Annotated in this window: 18 protein-coding genes; 11 read left to right on the top strand and 7 right to left on the bottom strand. The window is 67.3% G+C overall.

Translation table 11 applies throughout. The annotated features are described in order from the left end of the window. Positions 1-8 precede the first annotated feature (8 nt). The 4 genes from nirB (at position 9) to CH273_RS21655 (ending at position 4948) form a co-directional block, all read left to right on the top strand. Positions 9-2504: a nitrite reductase large subunit NirB gene (gene nirB / locus CH273_RS21670; protein ID WP_032397683.1), complete on the top strand. Its 2496-nt coding sequence runs from the start codon at positions 9-11 to the stop codon at positions 2502-2504. Between the two features lie 121 nt (positions 2505-2625). Continuing rightward, a complete protein-coding gene (gene nirD / locus CH273_RS21665; RefSeq protein WP_032398305.1) occupies positions 2626-3018 on the top strand; it encodes a nitrite reductase small subunit NirD in 393 nt (130 codons plus the stop codon). Continuing rightward, positions 3015-4220: a uroporphyrinogen-III synthase gene (locus CH273_RS21660; protein WP_052050257.1), complete on the top strand. Its 1206-nt coding sequence runs from the start codon at positions 3015-3017 to the stop codon at positions 4218-4220. Before nirD ends, CH273_RS21660 begins: the two co-directional genes overlap by 4 nt. After that, positions 4220-4948 (top strand): sirohydrochlorin chelatase, encoded by a 729-nt coding sequence (locus CH273_RS21655; RefSeq protein ID WP_082322645.1) that lies wholly within the window; start codon positions 4220-4222, stop codon positions 4946-4948. Before CH273_RS21660 ends, CH273_RS21655 begins: the two co-directional genes overlap by 1 nt. Here the strand turns inward: CH273_RS21655 and CH273_RS21650 are convergent. Genes CH273_RS21650 through CH273_RS21635 form a run of 4 tightly spaced genes read right to left on the bottom strand, consistent with a single transcriptional unit; the run spans position 4902 to position 8270 of the window. After that, the gene (locus CH273_RS21650; protein ID WP_032397684.1) at positions 4902-6686 is read right to left on the bottom strand and encodes an NTP transferase domain-containing protein; all 1785 of its coding nucleotides are present in this window, start codon (positions 6684-6686) and stop codon (positions 4902-4904) included. The genes CH273_RS21655 and CH273_RS21650 overlap by 47 nt on opposite strands. A gap of 13 nt (positions 6687-6699) precedes the next feature. Next, positions 6700-7146 carry a PaaI family thioesterase gene (locus CH273_RS21645; RefSeq protein WP_032397685.1) on the bottom strand — a complete coding sequence of 149 codons (447 nt, stop codon included), beginning with the start codon at positions 7144-7146 and terminating at the stop codon, positions 6700-6702. After that, positions 7143-7484: an MGMT family protein gene (locus tag CH273_RS21640; RefSeq protein ID WP_032397686.1), complete on the bottom strand. Its 342-nt coding sequence runs from the start codon at positions 7482-7484 to the stop codon at positions 7143-7145. Before CH273_RS21640 ends, CH273_RS21645 begins: the two co-directional genes overlap by 4 nt. Beyond that, positions 7485-8270: an alpha/beta hydrolase gene (locus CH273_RS21635; protein WP_371828402.1), complete on the bottom strand. Its 786-nt coding sequence runs from the start codon at positions 8268-8270 to the stop codon at positions 7485-7487. A gap of 91 nt (positions 8271-8361) precedes the next feature. Between CH273_RS21635 and CH273_RS21630 the strand changes: the two genes are divergently transcribed. Beyond that, positions 8362-11679: an ATP-dependent helicase gene (locus tag CH273_RS21630; RefSeq protein ID WP_032398309.1), complete on the top strand. Its 3318-nt coding sequence runs from the start codon at positions 8362-8364 to the stop codon at positions 11677-11679. After that, positions 11676-15089 carry an ATP-dependent helicase gene (locus CH273_RS21625; protein ID WP_032397687.1) on the top strand — a complete coding sequence of 1138 codons (3414 nt, stop codon included), beginning with the start codon at positions 11676-11678 and terminating at the stop codon, positions 15087-15089. The genes CH273_RS21630 and CH273_RS21625 overlap by 4 nt, the downstream gene beginning before the upstream one ends. On the opposite strand, the gene CH273_RS21620 is transcribed toward CH273_RS21625, so the two are convergent. Next, entirely contained in the window at positions 15052-15438 is a 387-nt protein-coding gene (locus tag CH273_RS21620) for a DoxX family protein (protein WP_032398310.1), read from the bottom strand. The genes CH273_RS21625 and CH273_RS21620 overlap by 38 nt on opposite strands. A gap of 105 nt (positions 15439-15543) precedes the next feature. Here CH273_RS21620 and CH273_RS21615 point away from each other — a divergent pair, with 105 nt between their 5' ends. After that, on the top strand, positions 15544-16611 hold the full coding sequence (locus tag CH273_RS21615) for a potassium channel family protein (RefSeq protein ID WP_032398311.1): 1068 nt from the start codon (positions 15544-15546) through the stop codon (positions 16609-16611). 24 nt (positions 16612-16635) lie between these two features. Continuing rightward, positions 16636-17538: an NAD(+) diphosphatase gene (gene nudC, locus CH273_RS21610; protein ID WP_032398312.1), complete on the top strand. Its 903-nt coding sequence runs from the start codon at positions 16636-16638 to the stop codon at positions 17536-17538. A gap of 7 nt (positions 17539-17545) precedes the next feature. Here the strand turns inward: nudC and CH273_RS21605 are convergent, their stop codons facing one another. After that, positions 17546-17815, bottom strand: a complete 270-nt coding sequence (locus tag CH273_RS21605) for a mycoredoxin (protein ID WP_032398313.1) — start codon at positions 17813-17815, stop codon at positions 17546-17548. A gap of 116 nt (positions 17816-17931) precedes the next feature. On the opposite strand from CH273_RS21605, the gene CH273_RS21600 reads away from it, so the two are divergent. The 3 genes from CH273_RS21600 (at position 17932) to CH273_RS21590 (ending at position 20969) form a co-directional block, all read left to right on the top strand. Continuing rightward, positions 17932-20046 (top strand): ATP-dependent DNA helicase UvrD2, encoded by a 2115-nt coding sequence (locus CH273_RS21600; RefSeq protein ID WP_371828390.1) that lies wholly within the window; start codon positions 17932-17934, stop codon positions 20044-20046. 143 nt (positions 20047-20189) lie between these two features. Next, the gene (locus CH273_RS21595) at positions 20190-20495 is read left to right on the top strand and encodes a hypothetical protein (protein WP_032397689.1); all 306 of its coding nucleotides are present in this window, start codon (positions 20190-20192) and stop codon (positions 20493-20495) included. A 153-nt stretch (positions 20496-20648) separates the two neighbouring features. Then, positions 20649-20969: a WhiB family transcriptional regulator gene (locus tag CH273_RS21590; protein ID WP_032397690.1), complete on the top strand. Its 321-nt coding sequence runs from the start codon at positions 20649-20651 to the stop codon at positions 20967-20969. Between the two features lie 34 nt (positions 20970-21003). Here CH273_RS21590 and CH273_RS21585 read toward each other — a convergent pair whose 3' ends face one another. Next, positions 21004-22314, bottom strand: coding sequence for an ABC1 kinase family protein (locus CH273_RS21585; protein ID WP_032398314.1), 1311 nt, complete (start codon positions 22312-22314; stop codon positions 21004-21006). Positions 22315-22375 lie beyond the last annotated feature (61 nt).

Here is a 22375-nt window from a genome sequence, read left to right as displayed (position 1 = left end):
GACCCGCAATGAAGAACGCGGTAGTGGTAGGTCACGGGATGGTCGGACACCGATTCGTCGAAGCGCTGCGTGCGCGCGACGAAGCGGCCGAGTGGAAGGTGACGGTCCTGTGCGAGGAGGCACTGGCGGCGTACGACAGGGTGGGACTGTCGTCCTACGTCGGTGCGTGGGACCACAAGGAACTCGCGCTGGCGGGCAACGACTATCCCGGTGACGCGCTCGTCGAGATGCGCACCGGAGTCCGTGCAGAGCGCATCGACCGTGACCATCGCACTGTCGTGACCTCGGCCGGGGACACCGTCGACTACGACGCTCTCGTCCTCGCCACCGGGTCCTACCCGTTCGTGCCGCCGATCGCCGGTCACGACCTGACCGCGTGCTTCGTCTACCGCACCCTCGACGATCTGGACAGGATTCGTGCCCGCGCAGACGCCGCGGGCCCCGGAGCCGTCGGTGTGGTGGTCGGCGGTGGCCTCCTCGGTCTCGAAGCGGCGAATGCGTTGAAGAAGATGGGGATGACCCCGCACGTCATCGAGTTCGCTCCACGGCTGATGCCGTTGCAGGTGGACGAGGGCGGCGGCGCGCTGTTGGCTCGCCTCGTCACCGAACTCGGGTTGAACGTACATGTGGGAGTGGGCACGTCGTCGATCTCCGAGAACGACAGCGCCGGTCTGACGGTCGAACTGAGCGACGGCAGCAGCATCGACGCCGCGCTGCTGGTCTTCTCCGCCGGTGTTCGTCCGCAGGACCGACTGGCACGCGAGAGCGGCCTCGAGGTCGGTGAGCGCGGCGGCATCATGGTCGACATCGGTTGCAGTACATCCGATCCGGCCGTCTACGCGATCGGTGAATGTGCCGCCGTCGAGGGCCGGTGCTACGGCCTGGTCGCTCCCGGATATTCGACGGCGGAGGTGGTGGCCGACCGATTGCTCGGTGGCGCAGCGCAATTCCCGGGTGCCGACATGTCCACCAAGCTCAAGCTGATGGGCGTCGACGTCGCGAGTTTCGGCGACGCCATGGCGGCCACTCCCGGTGCGCTCGAGGTGGTGTTCAGCGATGCACCCAAGGGCACGTACGCCAAACTCGTCGTGACCGACGACGCGAAGACTCTCCTCGGGGGCATCCTCGTCGGCGATGCCTCCGCCTACTCGCTGCTCCGTCCGCTCGTCGGACGGGAACTGCCCGGCGACCCGGGTGCCCTGATCTCACCGGCAGCCGAACAGGTCGGTATCGGTGCGCTGCCCGACGACGCCGAGATCTGCTCGTGCAACGGTGTGAGCAAGGGGGCGATCTGCTCGGCGATCGCCGACGGGGCCTGCGATCTGGCGGCCGTGAAGAGCTGCACCACTGCGGGCACCACCTGCGGTGGATGCCTGCCGTCCATCAAGTCGTTGCTGGCAGCATCCGGGGTGGTGCTCTCGAAGTCGTTGTGCGAGCACTTCGCTCAGTCCAGGGCCGAGCTGTTCGAGATCGTTCGGGCCACGAACACCCGCACCTTCTCGTCGCTGATTACCAAGTACGGCACCGGAACCGGCTGCGACATCTGCAAGCCCGTCGTGGCATCGATTCTGGCGTCGACGTCCTCGGATCACATTCTCGACGGCGAGCAGGCGTCACTGCAGGACACCAACGACCACTTCCTGGCCAACATCCAGAAGAACGGCACGTACTCGGTGGTGCCCCGGATGCCAGGAGGCGAGTGCACGCCCGAGCAGCTCATCGTCATCGGTGAGGTGGCCCGCGATTTCGGGCTGTACACCAAGGTGACCGGAGGCCAGCGCATCGACATGTTCGGTGCCCGCGTCGAGCAGCTACCGGCGATCTGGAAGCGCCTCGTCGACGCGGGTATGGAATCGGGCCAGGCGTACGGAAAGTCGCTGCGGACGGTCAAGAGCTGCGTCGGCTCCAGTTGGTGCCGCTACGGCGTCCAGGACTCGGTGGGAATGGCCGTCGATCTCGAGAACCGCTACCGGGGTCTGCGATCGCCGCACAAGATCAAGTTCGGTGTCTCGGGCTGCGCGCGCGAATGCGCCGAAGCTCGGGGCAAGGACGTCGGGATCATCGCGACGGAGGGCGGCTGGAATCTGTACGTGGGCGGGAACGGCGGTCAGTCACCCAAGCACGCTCAGCTGCTGGCCTCGAACCTCGACGATGCCACCCTGGTCAGCTACATCGACCGCTACCTCATGTTCTACGTGCGTACGGCCGATCGGTTGCAGCGCACTGCGCCGTGGCTCGAGTCGCTCGACGGAGGCCTCGACCACCTCAGAGCAGTCGTGTGCGAGGACAGCCTCGGCATCGGTGCGGAGCTGGAGGCCGACATGGAACGCCACGTCGCCGGGTACAAGGACGAGTGGGCGGGTGTGCTCGAAGACGACGAGAAACTCGGTCGATTCGTCTCCTTCGTCAACGCCCCGGACGAGGCCGACCCCACCATCGCGTTCGACGAGTCCGGGGCACGCAAGGTACCCGTGCTGATGGGAATGCCGCGCATCGGCGCGTGAACCGCCGAAGGAGCTGACAACCGGCAGGTCACGAGACTGAGTGCATGTGCACAGACGAGTAATCGCGACTTAACGGCCCAGAAACACAAGCAACGTGGAATAGCTGATCAGGAGGTGCGCCATGACTGTCATCGATTCATCAACAGTGAAGTCACCAACAGCGGTACCGAACGGCATCGCTCGTGATTGGACCCCGGCCTGCACACTCGACGCACTGATTCCGGGGCGCGGAGTGGCGGTGCTCCTGCGAGGTGGCACCCAGGCGGCGCTGTTCCTGCTCGACGACGGACGACTGTTCGCGGTGGGCAACATCGATCCGTACGGACACGCAGCAGTGATGTCACGCGGACTGGTGGGAGACCGCGGAGGCGAACCCACCGTCGCGTCGCCGTTGCTCAAGCAGGTCTTCTCCCTGGCCGACGGGCGCTGCCTCGACGACCCGCAGGTCACCCTCGGATCCTTCGAGGTTTCCTGCGTCGAAGGCGTCGTGCTCGTCCGCGGCGGATCTACGTGAGCGAAATCGCCGGGGCAGCACTGCCTCTGGCCGGGTTCACGGTCGGAATCACGGCGTCGCGTCGGGCCGAGGAGTTCGCGACTCTGCTCGAGCGGCGCGGTGCCACCGTGATGCATGCACCTGCAATCCGCATCATCCCTTTGGCCGACGACGCCGAACTCGAACGCGTCACCGCCGCCGTCATCGCGGATCCGCCCGAGATCACCGTTGCCACAACAGGAATCGGCTTTCGTGGCTGGATCGAGGCAGCGGACGGGTGGGGGCAGGCCGAAGAACTGGGGCGCGCACTCGGCGCGTCACGCCTGCTGGCTCGCGGGCCGAAGGCGAAGGGCGCCATTCGAGCAGCCGATCTGCGCGAGGAATGGTCGCCCGCCTCGGAGTCCTCGGCGGAGGTACTCGAACATCTGCTCGCCGAAGGGGTGGAGGGTAAACGCGTCGCGGTGCAGCTGCACGGCGCGACCACCGAATGGGAGCCTGTTCCCGACTTCTGCGAGGTGTTGCGCTGCGCAGGGGCCGAAGTGGTTCCGGTGCCGGTGTACCGCTGGACGGCGCCCGACGACCAGAGCCCGATGGACCGAATGATCGAAGCCGTCGTCGTCGGCGATCTCGACGCCCTCAGCTTCACCTCGGCACCGGCGGTGGCGTCGATGCTGATGCGCGCCGATGAGAACGGCGTGCTCGAACCCCTGCTGCAATCGATGAGATCGAGGGTGCTGGCGGCCTGTGTCGGGCCGGTCACGGCCGCGCCCCTGGAACAACTGAACGTTGCCACCACCCAGCCCGCACGGGCGCGTCTGGGGGCACTCGCGCGGCATATCGCCGAGGAGCTGCCGAGGCGAACCGGCCGGCTGCACGCGGGCGGACACGTGGTCAGCGTCCGCGGTAAGTGCGTGGTGGTCGACGGCGAAGTTCGACCGGTGTCGCCGGCAGGCATGGCACTGATGAAGACGTTGGCCCGCAATCCCGGACGCGTCGTCTCCCGCGAGGACCTGTTGGCGTCACTGCCCGGCGGAGGCGGCGACACCCATGCGGTGGAAACCGCGATGACCAGACTCAGATCCTCGCTGGGCGCGCCGAAGGCAATTCAGACCGTGGTCAAGCGTGGCTATCGCATCGCACTCGATCACATCGAGACCGAAACGGACTGCGACTCCGACGAATCGGCCTCGCGTTCGGCCGTCGTCGAAGGAGGGAAGTACTGATGACACCCACTCTGCTGTTGGTTGCACACGGCACCCGAAACCCCCGTGGTGTCGAGATGATCGCCGCCCTCGCCGATGCCGTGTCGACGCAGATCGGTACCACGCGCGTGGCGTTCGTCGACGTTCTCGGGCCGTCTCCGGCCGAGGTGCTGCGCGACACCGCCGAGTCGGCGGTGGTGGTTCCGGCTTTCCTTGCGTCCGGCTACCACGTGCACACCGATGTGCCGCGAGAGATCGCCGACAGCGCTCACACCTCGGTCGCGGTCACCCGCGCTCTCGGACCCGACCGCGTGCTGGCCGAGGTCATGGTCGACCGATTGCGTGATGCAGGTTGGCAGGCGGGTGACTGTATCGTGCTCGCTGCCGCAGGATCGTCGGACGCTCGTGCGTTGGAGGAACATCGGCGCGCGGCAGCGATGCTGGCCGACGTCGCCCGGGTCCCGGTCCGTATCGGCTACGTCGCCACCAGTACCCCCACCGTGTCCGACGCGGTGTCGACTCTGCGTGACGACGGGCATGTGCGGGTCTTCGTGGCGTCGTATCTGTTGGCGCGCGGGCTCTTTCACACCCGTTTGGCCGACGCCGGTGCCGACGGCGTCGGTGAACCCCTCGGAGTGCATGCCGCGATCGTCGATCTCGTGGTCGCGCGCTACCGCGAGGGTGTTCGCTCTCTCGGTGAATCTAGTGGTGCGGTAGCGGAAGAATTGTCACCGGCTCGTCGGCGCTGACCTCGGCCGGGATCACCGCCAGTGCGTCGCGGCCGACGAGGTGAGCCAGATGTGCCGTGCGGACCTGGGTATCTGCTCGCCACCGCGTGCCGTCCGCGGTGACCGGGACGATGCGAGGAGTCGAGGACCGAACCTCGGCGGCATTGGACAACAGGCCGATCCGCGATGGGCGCACCGTCCTCCCGGTCAGGGCGTCGACGATGGCGGGTGCGGTGAGCATCGCGGTGCCGACGGCGGCCAGCGGGTTGCCGGGTAGGCCGAGCACCACCGTGCCATCGGGCAGCGCCGCGGTGATCTGAGATCCCCCGGGACGCATCCGCATTCGCCCGACGACGGTCTCCGCATCGAGGCCGACGAGGGTCGCACGGAGCTGATCGGCGGCTCCGCCTCCGGTTGCCCCGACGACGATGATCACGTCCACGTCCTCGGTGCGGGTCAGCACGTCTCGAAACCCCGTCGCGGTATCGTCGAGCAGCGTCACATCGACGACGGTGATACCGCAGTGTGCCAGGTACTCCGGCAGCACCGATCCGAGAACGTCCCTCGTCTCGCCGGGGGCGAGTGGTCCGGTGGATCGAATCTCGTTGCCGCTGATGACAACTCGCCCGCGGACCGGGCCTCGAACCGCCATCTCGAACACCTCGGCGCTGGCGGCGAGCGACCGTACCGCGGCATCGATCGGGGTGCCTGCTGCGACGAGTTCTGTGCCGGGCAGCCAGTCCTCGCCGCGTCGACGCGTGTCGTCGGACTGCGGGGCCGTCGGCATTCGCCGAGCGGACCCGTCGGGCTCGCGGATCACGTGTTCGTCGCGAACCACCGACGTCGCTCCGGGCGGAAGCGCGGCTCCGGTCGCTATGCGCACCGCCGTACCGTCGGTGAGTTCGGCGATGTTCGAGCTTCCGGCGTACGCGATGTCGGACCGCAGCGTCCAGGGTTCGGTGCCGCAGACGGCGTAGCCGTCCATCGCGGAGATGTCGACTGCCGGCAATGCGGTCCGGGACACGAGTGGTTCCGCGAGAACGGTTCCGACACTGTCCCGCACCATGACTCGATGGACCGGCAGGGGAGCGAGTCGACTCCGAATTCGCTCGAGCGCGTCGCCGACCTCCAACGTCTCGGGCAGCTGCGCGGCGCGGCGGGCCGCGAGCAGATCGGAACGGGTATCGCAGTCCTCGATGCCGGACATCGGGATGACCGTGTGTTCCGCGGGAACGATTCTGCGCATCGGTGCGCCGTCCACCGAATCGAGCTGTGCCACAGCAGAGCGCAAGGCAGACAGTTGCCAGATGCCGAGCAGGAACTGGGTGCGGCCGTGATCGTCGCGGGCGAAGACGGCGTCGGTGCGCGAGTGGGATATGGAACCGATCAGCGATTCGACCGCCGCGGCGTCGAGAAAGGGCAGATCCGACGCGAGAACCACGACCAGATCTGCGGTGCCCTCCGACTCTGCGGAGTCGAGTGACTTCAGTCCGGCGGCGAGGGCGGCGACGGGCCCACCGCCTGCGGGCGACTCGCGAGTCTGCACCACGTGCTCGGGCACTCCGGTTCGGAGCGGACCCACGAGAACCGTTCTGCGACAGCTCGATACCGCGTCCACGGCGATGTCGACCATGCGACGTCCGCCGACGGTCAGGGCAGGTTTGTCGACCCCCTCCGACGCAGCGGGGTGCTCGGGATCTGCCATCCTCGACCCTCGGCCGCCGGCGAGAACGATCGCGTCGCAGACCGGCCGTGTCACGGTGCGAGCTCGGTCATGTCGGCAGCGGCACGTTCTGCAGGCGAACCTGCCCTCGCGCAAGGGTCTTGCCGCTGTCCGAGGCCGTGATCGTGACCAGCCACAGTTGCTGAACGCGGCCCTGCTGCAACGGTTCTGCGACAACGTCGACGCGACCGCCCTTGCTGGCGCGCAGAAAGTCGGTGCCGTTGTGTACCCCGACTGCGAATTCACCGCGATCCTTGACCGCCTCGCTGGCACCGATGCTGGCGGCGCTCTCGACGGCAGTGGTGTAGACGCCGCCGTGGACGACGCCCCACGGCGTGAAGTGCTCGTCCGTCAAATCGATGTGCCCCGCAACCCTGGTGCCCGAGACCTCGTCGACGACGAGACCGGCGGACGCGACGAAGCTGCTGGCCTTCGACAGAGCGAACTTCGCCGTGGGGCGTGGATCGAACTGCTCGAACGCGTCCCTGATGTTCATTCTCCGAGATTAGTGGTCGGCGCAGTCGGGGGTGGGAGCGCCCCGAAGTCGAACCGAATCGAGGTCAACGGCACGCGCCCGTCCTGACTCGGCACGCCTTCGTCGGCCAGGGCGGCGAGCTGTCTCGCGGCAAGGTGCGGGGCCGGCTTTCCGCTCGCGCCGAGGACTCGATGCCAGGGCAGGTCCGCTGAATCGGTGCGCATGATCCAGCCGACGATGCGGGGGCTGGACAGGTCCGCGGCAGCCGCGATGTCTCCGTAGGTGGCAACGAATCCCGGGGGGATCGACGCGACCAGCGCGCGAACCCTTTCGACCTGGGCTTCGGTGATCGGGGCCATCTACAGCACAGATCGCACCAGTTCGGCGACCTCGACCGGCTTGGCCTGGCCGACCATGTGATCGCAGTCCAGCTCGACGGTACGCAGGTTCTCACCGAGTTTCTCTCGCAGTGCAGCAAGGAATTCGTCGGTGACATAAGGGGGTTCGACGCGCATGGCCCGAACCACGATGGTCGGGACGCTCTCGGCGGGTACCACGATCGGACGAGCGAGCTCGCCCCACGTCGCGACGATCGCCGGAATCGACATTCGCCACGTCACCTTTCCGCCTTCTGCGGGGACCAGGTGGTCGGCGACCTCGCGGTCGAGCAATTCGGTGGGCACGTCTGCCCACGCCCCGTGGATCTTCTCCGATCGCGCTTCGTCGGCGTCGGTGTAGTCAGGGGACTTCGCGGTGGCCTCGGCCACCTCGAGCAGCTCGTCCGGCGGCAGAGCGATCGCGGGATCGAGCAGAACCAGCGCCCGCACCGCGTCCGGGAACCTCTGTGCGAGGTGCACGGCCAACGCGCCGCCGTACGAATGCCCGAGCACCACCATCGGACCGCGCGCGTGGGCGTCCAATACGGCCTTCAGAGCCGTGACCTGCGCGTCGATGTCCCAGGGCGGCGTGGCCGGAGAATAGCCGTGGCCGATCAGATCAGGAGCCAGAATCCGGGCCTCGGGCAGGTGATTCTCGGCGAGATCCCACCAGCGGGCACCGTGGCCGGTCACACCGTGGACGGCAAGGATTTCGGGACCGTCTGCGGGTCCGAACGTATGCAGTTTCAACTCGGGCACGTCGACCACTATGCCGTATGCGCGGTCGCGTCTCCGGTTCGACGGGTGTCGACGACTGCCGTGGCCCGGTCTGTCGGTGGCTCGTGATTGCATCTGTGTCATGAGCTCGGACGGCAGACACGGCGCGACGGTCACTCTCGTCCGTGCACCCAAGGTGGCTCGCCCGGCACGGGAGTGGACCGGCTCGGCAGCTCGGCTGCTGTCGTCGACTCCCGACGCGGCAGCAGCGGCCGCGTCGGGTGCGCCGCGATGGAATCCATGGCAGATCCTGGGTGGTCCCGGCACGGGTAAGACTTCGCTCGTCGCCGATTACGCGGTCTCGCGCATCGTCACCGGTGATCCGGAGTCGGTTCTGGTACTGACCCAGTCCAAACGGGCGGCAACCGCGGTGCGCGAGGTCATCACCTCGGGTCTGTTCAGCGGCGATCACGCACTGCGGGCGACGCGTGAACCGTTGGTGCGCACGGTGCACTCCTACGCCTTCGCGGTGCTGCGGCTGCAGGCCTCGCTGTACGGCAATCCGCCACCGCGATTGCTGACCGGTGCCGAGCAGGACGCCGTGGTGCGCGAGATGCTGCGCGGCGATCTGGAGGACGGGGCGGTCGACTGGCCGGAGCGGCTGCGTCCGGCCCTCGGCACCGCGGGATTCGTCACTGCGGTGCGAGACATGATGCTCAGGTCCGCCGAACGCGGCATCGGACCGGAAGACCTGATCAAACTCGGCCGCAAGCACGGCAAGCCCGAGTGGGTCGCCGTCGGGAGGTTCGCTGCCCGATACGAGCAGGCCATGTTGCTGCGCGGTGCTGTGGGAGTGGAGGCGGCGGGAGCCACGGCTCCTGGTCTGGACGCCGCCGAGCTGATCGGTGCCGCGCTCATGGCGTTCGCCACCGATCCCGAACTGTTGCGCAGCGAACGCGCGCGTATCCGGCACCTCGTCGTCGACGACGCGCAGCACCTCGATCCGCAAGCGGCGCAGCTGGTTCGGTTGATCGGCACCGACACCGAATCGACAGTCGTCGCCGGGGATCCCGATCAATCCGTGTTCACTTTCCGCGGTGCCGATCCCGCTTTCGTGGCCGATCTGGTCGAGGCGGGCTCGCCGCGCCGCGTTGTGCTCACACGCAACTACCGCTCCGTGCCCGAGGTCGCCGAGCTGACCGACATCGTGGCGAGACGATTGCCGGGCCTCGGTCGCCACCGCTGCCCCGAACCGGTGGGCAGGGCCCGATTCGGAGCGCCGGCAGCGCGGGTGCACGTCGTGTCCTCGCCTGCGAAGGAGGCGGCGATCATCGCCGACGCCATGCGTCGGGCCCACCTGATCGACGGCATGCCCTGGTCGGAGATGGCGATCGTGGTGCGGTCGGTACCGCGCACCCTCGCACCGTTGCGTAGGGCGCTGCACGGGGCAGGGGTTCCGATGATCACCCCGACCTCGGAGCTACCGTTGCACCGCCAGCACGGGGCCGTGGGTCTCCTGCTGGTACTGCGGGCGATCTCCGACCCGAGCTTCGACGGTGAAGATGCACTCGCATTGCTCTCCGGGCCGATCGGCGGAGCCGACCCGGTGGGTCTGCGGCGATTGCGCCGCGGCGTGCGCAGGCTCGAGCTCGCATCGGGCGGCGAGCGCGACTCGGCGGAGCTGCTCAGAGTCGTACTCACCGACGACGCTCGGGGGAGTGCCGGGTGGACGAACGGACTGTCGGACGTCGAGTCCGCCCCGTTGCGCAGAGCCCTCGGTGTCATCCGGAAGGCGCGGGCTCTCGCCCGCACGGGCCGCGGGGTCGAGGACGTGTTGTGGGCGGCATGGCAGGCTTCGGGACTCGAGCGGCGTTGGGCCGCGGCGTCCGCCTGGGGTGGCTCGGCCGGTGCTCAGGCCGACCGCGACCTGGATGCGGTGGTGGCGTTGTTCGACGCGGCGGCGGCATACGTGGACAGGTTGCCCCGGGCGCAGATCGGTGGATTTCTCGATTACATTGCGCAGCAGGAGATCCCCACTCTCAACTCACACCGCGCCACGGTTCGGGCCGACGCGGTGACGCTGCTGAGCGCGCATTCTGCCGCGGGTCGGGAATGGGAGCTCGTCGCGGTTGCCGGGGTGCAGGAAGGGCTGTGGCCGGGTCTGCGGTCACGCGGCAGTCTCCTGGGCACCGACACCCTGGTCGACCTCGCGTCCGGCAAGGTCGACGCGGCCGCGGCGCTCGACGGGCGACTGTCGAAGTCGGCACCGTTGCTGGCCGAGGAGCGCACCCTGTTTCTGGTGGCGTGCAGTCGCGCCCGATCGACCTTGCTCGTCACCGCCGTCGATTCCAGTACCGGAGACGCCGATCTGGTCCGGTCGCGATTCGTGGACGAACTCCGCGGCGTCGACGCGGGAGGTGAGTCGGATCTCGTACCCGAGCTCCCCGGGCCCGAGACCGCACACCGAGTGTTGGCGCTGCCGATGCTGGTGGCCGAACTGCGGAGTGTGGTGTGCGATCCGGTTGTCGCCGAGCAGGATCCGGACAAGCGAGCCCGAGCGGCCCGGCATCTGGCCACTCTCGCCCACGCCGGTGTCCGAGGTGCCCATCCCGACGAGTGGTTCGGGGTGGCAGGGCCCAGTACCGACGCGCCGTTGTGGCAGCTCGGCGACGGTCCGGTGCCGCTGTCGCCGTCCACGGTGGAACAACTCACCACGTGTCCGCTGCGGTGGATGCTCGAACGTCACGGCGGCAACGACGGCACCAACACCCATGCGGTCACCGGCACGCTCGTGCACACTCTCGTCCAGGCAGTGGCCGGCCGGATACCACCGGAGCAACTCCGTCGTGCCCTCGAAACAGCTTGGGATGCAGTCGATCTCGGATCGCAGTGGTACTCGCGGCACGAGCTCGACCGAACCGGGGCGATGCTCGAGACCTTCGAGACCTGGCTGCAGGGCAGTCGAGGCGAGCTCACCGAGGCCGGAGTCGAAGTGCGCGTCGACGGCATACTCGACGCTCGGTCGGAGGACGAACCGGCGGTGGCGTTGCGCGGCCGCATCGACCGACTCGAGCACGACCCGGACGGACGGCCGGTGATCATCGACGTCAAGACGGCCAAGACCGTGATGTCCAAGGAGGATGCCCAGGGCCACCATCAGCTGGCCACCTACCAGGTCGCCGCAGCAGCCGGTGCGATCGAGGGCGAGCCTGCGGGCGAGCCCGGCGGAGCTCGGCTGGTGTTCGTGGCCAAGCCTCACAATAAGGACGGGGCGACGCAGCGCGTCCAGGACGTGCCGACACCGGAGAAGCTCGAGGAGTGGCGAGACACCGTGCACCAGGCCGCATCGGCGACGCAGGGACCGACGTTCGAGGCGCGTGTCAACGACGGGTGCAGGCACTGCCCGGTCAAGTCCAGTTGTCCGGCACACGAGACGGGTAGGCAGGTGACCGAGCAATGACGACATCGACGAAGACACGGACCGGTTCGGTGCTGGTGTCGCCGGTCGAGCTCGCCCGGGCGCTCGGGCAGAAGCATCCACCGACCGACGAACAGGCCGCCGTGATCGCCGCCTCGCCCGGCCCGACGCTCGTCGTCGCGGGAGCAGGTGCGGGCAAGACCGAGACCATGGCGGCCCGCGTGGTGTGGATGGTGGCCAACGGTTTCGTCGACCCCGACCAGGTTCTGGGTCTGACCTTCACTCGAAAAGCCGCACAGCAGTTGACCTCTCGGATCAGAGCTCGGCTGGCTCGGCTGGCCGGATCCGATCTGGTGCGTGCACTCGATCCGAGTCTGGCGCTGCGCGAGCGAATCCTCGGTGCCGAGCCGGAAGTGAGCACTTACCACTCCTATGCGGGCCGCCTGCTCACCGAGCACGGCTTGCTGTTGCCGATCGAACCGTCCGCGACACTGCTCTCGGAAACCGAACTGTGGCAGCTGGCCCACCGTGTCGTCAGTACCTGGGACGGCGACCTGGACACCGACCGCAACCCCACGTCGGTGACCGAGGCCGTACTCGCGCTTTCCGGTCAATTGGCCGAGCATCTGGTCGATCCCGAGGACCTGCGCCACGCGCACGTGGAGCTGGAGAAACTGGTGCACACTCTCGGGCCGGGGCCACGACAACGCGGCGGGCCCACCAAGGAGTTGCTGAACATTCTCGACGCGCAGCATCAACGAATCGGGTTGCTGCCGTTGGTGGAACGGCTTGCGCAGACTCTGCGTCGCGAGGGCGCACTGGATTTCGGCTCGCAGATGTCGATGGCGGCGCGGGTCGCCGCCGAGCATGCCGAGGTGGGAATCGCCGAGAGGCAACGATTCCGGCTCGTGTTGCTCGACGAGTACCAGGACACCGGACACGCTCAGCGTGTTCTGCTGTCGTCCCTGTTCGGTTCCGGCAGCGACCCGCAGTTGGCCCTGACCGCCGTCGGCGACCCGATGCAGTCGATCTACGGGTGGCGCGGCGCATCGGCAGCGAATCTGCCGCGGTTCGCCACCGATTTTCCGAATGCCGACGGAAGCCCCGCACCTCGGCTCGAGCTGCTCACCAGCTGGCGAAATCCGCCCGAGGCATTGACGCTGGCCAACCTGATCACCGACCCACTGCGTCGCGTCGGCGTGCCGGTGCCGACTCTGCGGGCTCGCCCCGGTGCGGTTCCCGGTGATGTTCGCCTGGCCGTCACCGACACCGTGCTGGACGAACGAGAGTGGATCGCGGACCGGATCGCGGGGGAGTACCGCTCCGCTCTCGAGCAGGATCGCATGCCGCCCACCGCCGCGGTTCTGGTGCGCCGCAACGCCGACGCCGAGCCGATCGCGGAGGTGCTGCGCAGCCGCGGACTACCGGTGGAGGTCGTCGGGCTCGGTGGATTGCTGCACGTTCCCGAGGTGGCCGACATCATCGCGATGCTGCGACTGGTGGCCGACCCCACTGCCGGTAGCTCGGCGATGCGCATCCTCACCGGCTCTCGGTGGCAGATCGGGCCGACGGATCTGCGGGCACTCTCCCAGCGCGCCCGAGAGCTCGAGATCCGCGGCGGCTACGGCACCAGCGGACGCGTCGACGACCCACAGGCGCTCGAGGCGGCGCTCGGTAGCGCTCTGCCCGGCGAGCAGTCGGAGCAGGCCGGTCTGGCCGACGCGATAGCCGATCCCGGTCCGGCCGAGCGGTACTCGGAGGTGGGGCACCGCCGGATCGTCGCCCTGGCAGGCGAGCTCCACCTGCTACGCGACCGAATCGGTCAACCTCTGACGGAGTTGGTCGGCGACATCGAGCGGATCATGGGTATCGGTGTCGAAGCTCAGGCTCGCACGCCGTTCGGCACCGACGGCGCGGTCGGTCGTGAACATCTCGACGAATTCGCCCATGTGGTGGCCGATTACGCCGACAATCCGACCGCCACGGTCACCGGATTCCTGTCGTTCCTCGCCGCCGCGGAGACGGTCGAGGACGGCCTCGCTCCCGGTGAGGTCGAGGTCGCTCCCCATCGCGTGCAGGTGCTCACCGTTCATTCCGCGAAAGGCCTCGAATGGGAGGTGGTGGCGGTCCCGCACGTGGCCAAGGGTGTGTTCCCCTCCTCGAACGCATCCTCGACCTGGCTCGGGGCGATGGCCGAGCTGCCGCCGTCTCTGCGCGGTGACCGCGCGCTCGACGGCGAAGGCTCGGAAGGGGTTCCGGTCCTCGAACTCGACGGGCTCCACAATCGCAAGGACCTGGAGGACGCAGTCAAGAGTCACAAGGATGCGTTGGCGAGGCGTCGGCTCGCCGAGGATCGCCGACTGTTCTACGTGGCACTCACCCGAACCGAACGGGTGCTGCTGGTATCCGCGCATCACTGGGACGAGAGCGCCACGAAGCCGCGTGGGCCGTCGGAATTTCTCGACGAGTTGCACACGCACGTCGAGGAGTTCGCCGACATCGCGGTGATCGAGCAGTGGGCCTCGGCCCCGGAGGACGGGGCGTCGAACCCACTCGGGGCCGTGCCGCACACCGCGTCCTGGCCGCGCGATCCACTCGGTCCACGACGAGGAGCGATCGAGAGCGGCGTGCAGGAAGTACTGCGCGCGTTGGCAGACATCTCGGCCGCACCGAGCGAAGACGACGGCACCGATGATCGAATTCGGGAGGACCCCGAGAACTGGGCCGCGGACGTCGACACTCTGCTGGCCGAGCGGGCCGCGAGATCGGTCGCAGGAGTCGACGTGGCTCTGCCCGGCAACCTGTCGGTGACACAGCTGGTGGACCTCGCGGCCGACCCCGACGCGTTGGCGTCGCGCCTACGCAGGCCGCTGCCGTTCCCGCCGAACCCGTTGGCCCGCAGAGGAACCGCGTTCCACGCCTGGATCGAGCGGCGCTTCGGTGCGACCCGACTGCTCGACCTGGACGAACTGCCGGGGTCGGCCGACACCGGAGCCTCGGCCGACGTGGACCTGGAAACCCTCCAGCAGGCGTTTCTCGACTCGGAGTGGTCGCTCCGCAGTCCCGTCGAAGTGGAGGTGCCGTTCGAGACGTCCGTGGCGGGAACGGTGCTGCGAGGACGTATCGACGCCGTGTTCGCAGACCCCGACGGCGGGTGGACCGTCGTCGACTGGAAAACCGGTGCCGAGCCGACGGCGTCGGAGCAGCGGGCGGTGGCGATGCAGCTCGCGGCCTACCGGCTGGCGTGGGCCGAGCTGATGTCGATCGGGCGCAGCGAACCGGTACCGCTCGATCGAGTGCGCGCGGCGTTCCACTACGTGCGCAGTGGTCACACCATTGCGCCCGAAAACCTTCCGGACGCAACAGAATTGGCCCAACTCCTGGAAGGCCCGGGCGGGCCCGAGCAACCGAGGGTCACGGTGCGTTCCGACGAGCCTTCAGAGCCTCGGTGACCAGTGGAATCTGCATCGGCAGTCGGGCGATCATCGCTGCTTTGAGAGCCGGCGAGGTCTTCGGGCTCTGCACGTACTTCCATGCCAGGTTGATGTTGGCGGGGAAGACCACGACGAACAGCGCGGCTGCGAGTGCACCGCCCAGTCGACGGGTCCGCGGTGCGGCAAGCGTTGCGGCCACGGCGAGTTCGGCAACGCCGGAGACCTGCGTGTAGGTCCGCGCCGAGCCGGGCAGGGCCGTCGGTACCTGGGCATCGAAGAACTTCGGGGTGGCGAAGTGCAGAACTCCGGCTCCGGCGAGCAGTCCGGCGAGGCGCAGTGCGGCCGCCTGACTCGATCTCTGTGTCATGCCCATACCGTGCCACACCCGGCGTCGTCGGCACAGAAGCCTGGCATGGGGTTACGCTGCGTGCCGTGAATGATCTCGACTTCGGTGAGTACCTCGGCGGACGACGTGGCAGGTAGGTTGCGAGCGCGTCTGAGTGACAGTGGCGCGCTGACCGACAAGCCCGACTTCGCGCTCGTCGGAGTGCTGCGGGTTCCGGAACTGGAGTCGAGTCCGTGGCGCGCCATCTACAAGCGGGTGCTGATGGCGCTCGGAATCCTGTTCCTCGCGGCGTTCGTCGTCTATCTCGATCGAGACGGCTACAGCGACAACCAGAACGGCGAACTGTCGTTTCTCGACGCGTTCTACTATGCGACGGTGTCGTTGTCGACGACGGGATACGGTGACATCGCACCGATGAGTCCGTCGGCGCGCCTGGTCAACATCCTGGTCATCACACCCCTTCGGGTCCTGTTCCTCATTCTGTTGGTCGGTACAACGCTGTCGGTTCTCACCGAGCGGTCCCGGCAGGCATTCAAAATTCAGCGATGGAGACGCAGCGTGCGCAATCACACCGTGGTCATCGGTTTCGGCACCAAGGGCCGTACCGCAGTCGACGCGATGCTCGGAGACGGTGTTTCGGCGTCCGACATCGTCGTCGTCGACACCGATCAGACGGTACTCGACGCCGCATCGGCCCTGGGCTTGGTCACCGTGCACGGGTCGGCGACCAAGTCCGACGTGCTCCGGCTCACCGGAGCCCAGCATGCGGCGGCCATCATCGTGGCGACCAACCGGGACGACACCGCGGTGCTGGTGACTCTGACCGCACGCGAGATCGCTCCGAAAGCAAAGATCGTCGCGGCCATCAGGGAAGCGGAGAACACGCACCTGCTGCGTCAGTCCGGTGCCGATTCGGTCGTCGTGTCCTCGGAGACCGCGGGACGTCTGCTCGGCATCGCCACGTCGACCCCGTCCGTGGTGGAGATGATCGAAGATCTGTTGACCCCGGAGGCGGGCTTCGCCATCGCCGAACGCGAAGTCGAGCGTGACGAGGTGGGCGGTTCTCCGCGGCACCTCACCGACATCGTCCTCGGAGTGGTGCGGGGCGGCAAACTGTTCCGAGTCGGCACCCCGGAAGTCGATGCGGTCGAGGCATCCGATCGATTGCTGTACATCCGTCGCGTGGGCGACTAGTCCCGGCCAAGTAGGGTCGTGCGCGTGCCGAAATTCCACCTCGCTCACCCACCTCGACTGTCCCGATCGCCACTGAACAGGGCAGAGGAACTGCGCCGAGACACCGCAACATTGACAGCGGGTTGGCCGACAGCTCGAATCCTGAACGTGGACGGCAGAGGCCGATTCCCGGTGGACGAGCACGGTCTGGTGCTCGGCTCCGCCGCGGACGTCGCCGCCGAGCCGACGGCCGATGCGGTCTTTCTCGGAATTCACGGCGATCGACACCTGTGGGCCAGGCGGGTCGAGGTGGTTGCAGGCACCCTCGGCGACCTGCGCACCGACGGTGATCGCCTCGACAGCGACGCGTTGTCGATGGTGACCGGAGCCCTGGCGATCCTCAACTGGCATGCGAGCGCACAGTTCAGTTCCCTCGACGGTGCGCCGTCCGTTCCGTCGAGCGCGGGGTGGTCGAGGACGAGCACGTCGACCGGTCACGAGGAGTTCCCTCGTACCGATCCGGCGGTGATCTGTCTGGTTCACGACGGTGGCGATCGAGTGCTGCTGGCCCGAGCACCTGCGTGGCCCGAGCGTCGATTCTCGGTGCTGGCGGGTTTCGTCGAGGCCGGTGAGTCGCTGGAAACCTGTGTGACTCGGGAGATCAGGGAAGAAGTGGGCCTCGACGTCTCCGACATCGAATATCTGGGCAGTCAGCCCTGGCCGTTTCCGCGTTCGGTGATGATCGGATTCTCCGCCGTCGCCGACCCGCAGCAACCGTTGCACTTTCAGGACGGCGAGATCGCCGAGGCCCACTGGTTCGACCGAGCAGAGGTGGTCGCAGCGCTCGAACTGGGTGACTGGGGATCGGATTCGACGTCACGGTTGCTGCTCCCAGGTTCGATCTCCATCGCGCGCGGAATGCTCGAGGCCTGGGCGGCGTCGGCCTGACGGTCGGTCAGAGCGACAGCGCGCGCTTGACCTCGGCCAGAGTGGGGTTCGTGGCCGTCGACCCATCGGCGAACAGCACGGTCGGCACCACATGGTTGCCGTTGTTCACGCTGCCGACGAAGTCGGCCGACTCCGGGTTCTGCTCGATGTCGATCTCGGCGTACTCGATTCCGGCCTGGTCGAGCTGGGTCTTGAGCCTGCGGCAGTAACCGCACCACGTGGTGGAGTAGACGGTCAGCGCGGCCGGGGTCTGTGGGGTGTTCTCGGTAGTGGTCACGCCAACAGTCAACAGGAGCGCCGACGCGATTGTTCCGGCCGACACCCGCATCGGCCGTCGGACACCCGGTTCGGCCCCGGGTGGAGCTGTCGGTAGGCACTGACACAATGGACCTCATGGCTGACGACGCGATGACCGCCGGACTCGATCCGGAGCAATCCGCGGCAGTGTTGGCTCCCCGCGGCCCGGTCTGCGTCCTGGCGGGTGCGGGCACGGGAAAGACTCGCACGATCACCCGACGCATCGCCCACCTCGTCTCGGCGGGGCACGTGTCCTCGGGGCAGGTGCTCGCAGTGACGTTCACTGCGCGCGCGGCCGGCGAGATGCGCGGTCGCTTGCGTGAGCTCGGTGTCGGGGGAGACGGCCCTCCGGTGCAGGCTCGGACGTTCCACGCCGCGGCCATGCGTCAGCTCAAGTATTTCTGGCCGCAGGTGGTCGGCGACACCGGATGGCAGCTTCTCGATCGCAAGTTCACCGTCGTCTCGCAGGCGGCCAACCGCGCCGGGGTGTCCACGTCGACCGACGCCATCCGGGATCTCGCGGGAGAGATCGAATGGGCCAAGGGATCGTTGATCGCACCCGAGGACTATCCGCGCATCGCGGCGAGCAATCGCCGTGACGTTCCGATGGACGCGACCAAGGTCGCCGCCGTGTACGCCGGCTACGAGGAACTCAAATCACGCGGCGGCGACGGGATGTTGCTCGACTTCGACGACCTTCTGCTGCACACGGCCGCCGCGCTCGAAGAACATTCGTCGGTGGCCGACGAGTTCCGCGAGCGCTACCGCTGCTTCGTCGTCGACGAGTACCAGGACGTGACGCCGTTGCAGCAACGGGTGCTCGACGCCTGGGTGGGTGAGCGTGACGATCTCACCGTCGTCGGTGACGCGAACCAGACCATCTATTCCTTCACCGGCGCATCTCCGCGGTACCTCCTCGACTTCTCACGGAAGTACCCCGAGGCCACCGTGGTTCGGCTCGAGCGCGACTACCGTTCGACGCCCGAGGTGGTGTCGCTGGCGAACCGCGTCATCGGAGCCGCCCGCGGTCGCATCGCAGGCACCCGACTGCAGTTGATCGGTCAGCGCGAGCCGGGTCCGGAACCGGAGTTCTTCGAGTACGACGACGAGCCGGCGGAAGCGGACGGCGTGGCGCGAGCGATCAAGAGGTTGATCTCGAAGGGCGTGGAACCGGCCGAGATCGCGATCCTCTACCGCATCAACGCTCAGTCCGAGGCACACGAACAGGCGTTGACCGAGCTCAAGATCCCCTACCAGGTGCGCGGCGGTGAAGGGTTCTTCACCCGACCCGAGGTGCGGCAGGGTGTCAACGCGTTGCGGCAGGCAGGCGGTCGCGACGATCTGCCCGACGGCGCGCAGGCGGGCGAGGGGCTACCGGCTCTGGTGCGAGCGGTGTTGGCTCCGCTCGGCCTGACTGCCACCGAGCCGACGGGTGCGCAGGCCCGCGAGAAGTGGGCATCGTTGGGTGGTCTGGTGCAGCTCACCGAGGAGCTGCTGGTGCACGAGCCCGACCTGACTCTCGACAAACTGCTGGGCGAGCTCGCAGCACGCGCCGAGGCTCGGCATCCACCGACGGTGCAGGGCGTCACGCTCGCCTCGCTGCACGCGGCGAAGGGACTCGAGTGGGACGCGGTGTTCATCGTCGGTCTCGCCGACGGCACTCTGCCGATCTCGCACGCGATCGGCAACGACCCCAGCGCCAACAACGAGGCAGCCGTCGAGGAGGAGCGCAGGCTGCTCTACGTCGGTGTCACGCGCGCCCGTGTCCACTTGCATCTGTCCTGGGCACTCGCCCGCAACGAGGGCGGACGCAAATCACGGCGACGGTCGAGGTTTCTCAACGGTCTGATTCCCGAGGACTCACCCGCGTCGCGTATCGCCGCGCCTGCTGCCAAGAAGTCCGGTCCCAAGTGCCGGTTGTGCGGCAAGCCGTTGATCGGCACGTCCGCGACCATGCTCGGTCGGTGCGACAGTTGTCCGTCGAACGTCGACATCGCCCTGCTCGATGCGCTGAAGTCGTGGCGATTGGACAAGTCCCGCGAACTGAAGGTGCCCGCGTACGTGGTCTTCAGCGACAACACGCTGACGGCCATCGCGGAGCAGCAACCGCAGGACGAGCGTGGGCTGGTGGCGATTCCGGGAATCGGGGCCAAGAAACTGGAGCGGTTCGGCGAAGAGGTCCTCACCGTCGTGCGGGCCTCGGACGCGTGACGCAGAGGGTGAGAATTTCCGCGAAACCGCAGGTAGAAAATAACTTGTGCAGATATCGGCGGGGGGCTTAGTCTGTTTCACGTGCCGCGGGAGATCGCGCACTGTCCCATCCGCCGACGAGACCAGAACAGGAGCTGAAGAAAATGATCAACACATTGCACGCCGCCGTTGCCCACGCAACCGTCGCGTTCAGCCCTGTCCTCGGCACGGCACCCTTCGGAGTTGCCCCCCTCGGCACTCATGCCGCCGCCGCAGGCTCTGTTGCGCAGACGTGGATTCGTTCCTCCGCTTTCGGCCCCATCGACGAGTCCGCATACGCGGCCTCGGGTTCGAATTCCGCCCAGGTCGCCCTGGCACCAGGAGCGAAAGCCGTTGCTCAGGCAGCCCGACGTCACCGCGCACCACGTGCGTCCGTGCTCGACAGCAGACACCGACTTCACTGTCGGTAGACGCTTCGACAAGCCCCACCAGGCCACGGACCCGCACTCGCGGACCGTGGCCTTTCTCGTTCAGGTAGTTCCTCTATCCGAGCGTGAGGCCGACAGGTTCGCATCACCCCTCGAACCGATAACGACGCCGCACGAAAAGTAGAGGAGACCGACGTGTCAACCGCCACGATCCGGACGACATGCCGACCAGAGTCCGAGAGTGCCTACGCTGCACAGTGTTCGACCGAATCGGTCGAGCTGGCACTGTCGGTGCCCTGCCGAGCGGCGAACCCCGACATGTGGTTCGCCGACACCCCTGCCGAACTCGAGCAGGCGAAGGCGCTGTGCGCCGAGTGCCCCATCCGGCGTACCTGCCTGAGCGCGGCCCTCGACCGAGCCGAGCCGTGGGGCGTGTGGGGCGGTGAGATCCTCGAGCAGGGTGTCGTCATCGCCCGCAAGCGTCCCCGAGGACGGCCGCGGAAGAACGCAGCATGATGTCCGAGACCGGTGCCCGGTTTCGCCGAACGAATCAATCGGCGAAGCCGGGCAGCCACTCGGTGAGAATGGCCATGTACGGGGCGTAGGCGTCCAATTGCGCGCAGATACCGACCAGCCCACCGAGCACTCGGAAGATCATCACGTACTCGGCAGGCATGTTCAACGCGCGAACGGTGCGGAACTGCGCACTGTTGAAATCCGCGGCTGTGCCCGCAGCCTTCTGCAACCAGGCCCTGGTGAAATGGAACGATTCGGTGTGAATCGGATCGGTGAACGGACGTAGATAGTCCTCGATCTCCTTCTGCGTCACCGTTCGGCCCGGCACCACGAAGCCGCTCTCGGTGAACAACACCACGAGTTCGTCGAACTTCTCGTCACGCGCGAGCGAGACCATTCTGCCGAGAACCGGAGGGAGGCCGTCGGGCATCGGAGCGCAGGCACCGAAATCGATGACGCCCATGCGTCCGTCTTCGAGCATCATGAAATTGCCCGGATGGGGATCGGCGTGCAACAACTTCGCCCGCGCCGGAGAGACGAATGCGAACAGTGCGAGCAGTTCGCCCGCCCGATTGCGTTCCTCGGCCGTTCCGTTCGCGATCACATCGGCCAGCGGCCGACCCGTCATCCATTCGCTGACAACCACTTTGGGTGCACTGGCGACGATCTTGGGAATTGCGAACTGTGGATCGCCCGCAAATTCCTTGCTGAAGGCACGTTGATTCGCCGCCTCGATGCGGTAGTCGAGCTCGTCCTCGGTACGAGCCGTCAATTCCTCGAGCACCGGCTTGACGTCCGTGCCCGCGAGCACCGTGCTGAACAGGTTCGCGAACCTGTTCAGCGTCTTGAGGTCGGAGCGCAATGCGTCGTCCGCGCCGGGGTACTGGATCTTCACCGCGACATCGCGTCCATCCGACCACGTAGCTCGGTGCACCTGTCCGATGCTGGCCGAGGCGATCGCAGTGTCGTCGAAATCGAGAAAACGCGACCGCCACGCAGTTCCGAGCTGTTGGTCCAACACCCGATGCACGGTCTTCGCGGGCATGGGCGGTCCCTGCGCCTGCAGCTTGGTCAGCGCCTCGCGGTACGGCTCCGAGAACTCCTCCGGAACGGCCGCTTCCATCACCGAGAGCATCTGCCCGAGCTTCATGGCACCGCCCTTGAGTTCCCCGAGGACGGAGAAGAGCTGTTCTGCTGCTTTGGCGGCCATGTCCGCGTCGATTTCGTCGCGATTGCCGCCGGCGAGCTTCTTGCCGAACCCGACGGCAGCACGACCGGCCATTCCGAGGGGAATGCTGGCCAGTTTTGCAGTACGAGTCGATCCACGGCGCGGTATGTCAGACACAGCTCCATCATGGCTGAACCTTCCGACAATTGCTCGGACCGCCCCGCACCGACCGCTGTCG

Source organism: Rhodococcus sp. 05-339-2, assembly GCF_002258965.1.
Taxonomy (GTDB): domain Bacteria; phylum Actinomycetota; class Actinomycetes; order Mycobacteriales; family Mycobacteriaceae; genus Rhodococcoides.
Note: the sequence above shows the minus strand (reverse complement) of the source record. Positions and strands in the feature narration are given on the sequence as shown.

Excerpts from the sequence above, each read along its gene's own strand:
- CH273_RS21595 (WP_032397689.1), top strand. The coding sequence starts at position 20,190 with ATGATCAACACATTGCACGCCGCCGTTGCCCACGCAACCGTCGCGTTC.
- CH273_RS21600 (WP_371828390.1), top strand. The coding sequence starts at position 17,932 with ATGGCTGACGACGCGATGACCGCCGGACTCGATCCGGAGCAATCCGCG.
- CH273_RS21640 (WP_032397686.1), bottom strand. The coding sequence starts at position 7,484 with ATGGCCCCGATCACCGAAGCCCAGGTCGAAAGGGTTCGCGCGCTGGTC.
- CH273_RS21645 (WP_032397685.1), bottom strand. The coding sequence starts at position 7,146 with ATGAACATCAGGGACGCGTTCGAGCAGTTCGATCCACGCCCCACGGCG.
- nirB (WP_032397683.1), top strand. The coding sequence starts at position 9 with ATGAAGAACGCGGTAGTGGTAGGTCACGGGATGGTCGGACACCGATTC.
- CH273_RS21620 (WP_032398310.1), bottom strand. The coding sequence starts at position 15,438 with ATGACACAGAGATCGAGTCAGGCGGCCGCACTGCGCCTCGCCGGACTG.
- CH273_RS21630 (WP_032398309.1), top strand. The coding sequence starts at position 8,362 with ATGAGCTCGGACGGCAGACACGGCGCGACGGTCACTCTCGTCCGTGCA.
- CH273_RS21655 (WP_082322645.1), top strand. The coding sequence starts at position 4,220 with ATGACACCCACTCTGCTGTTGGTTGCACACGGCACCCGAAACCCCCGT.
- nirD (WP_032398305.1), top strand. The coding sequence starts at position 2,626 with ATGACTGTCATCGATTCATCAACAGTGAAGTCACCAACAGCGGTACCG.
- CH273_RS21625 (WP_032397687.1), top strand. The coding sequence starts at position 11,676 with ATGACGACATCGACGAAGACACGGACCGGTTCGGTGCTGGTGTCGCCG.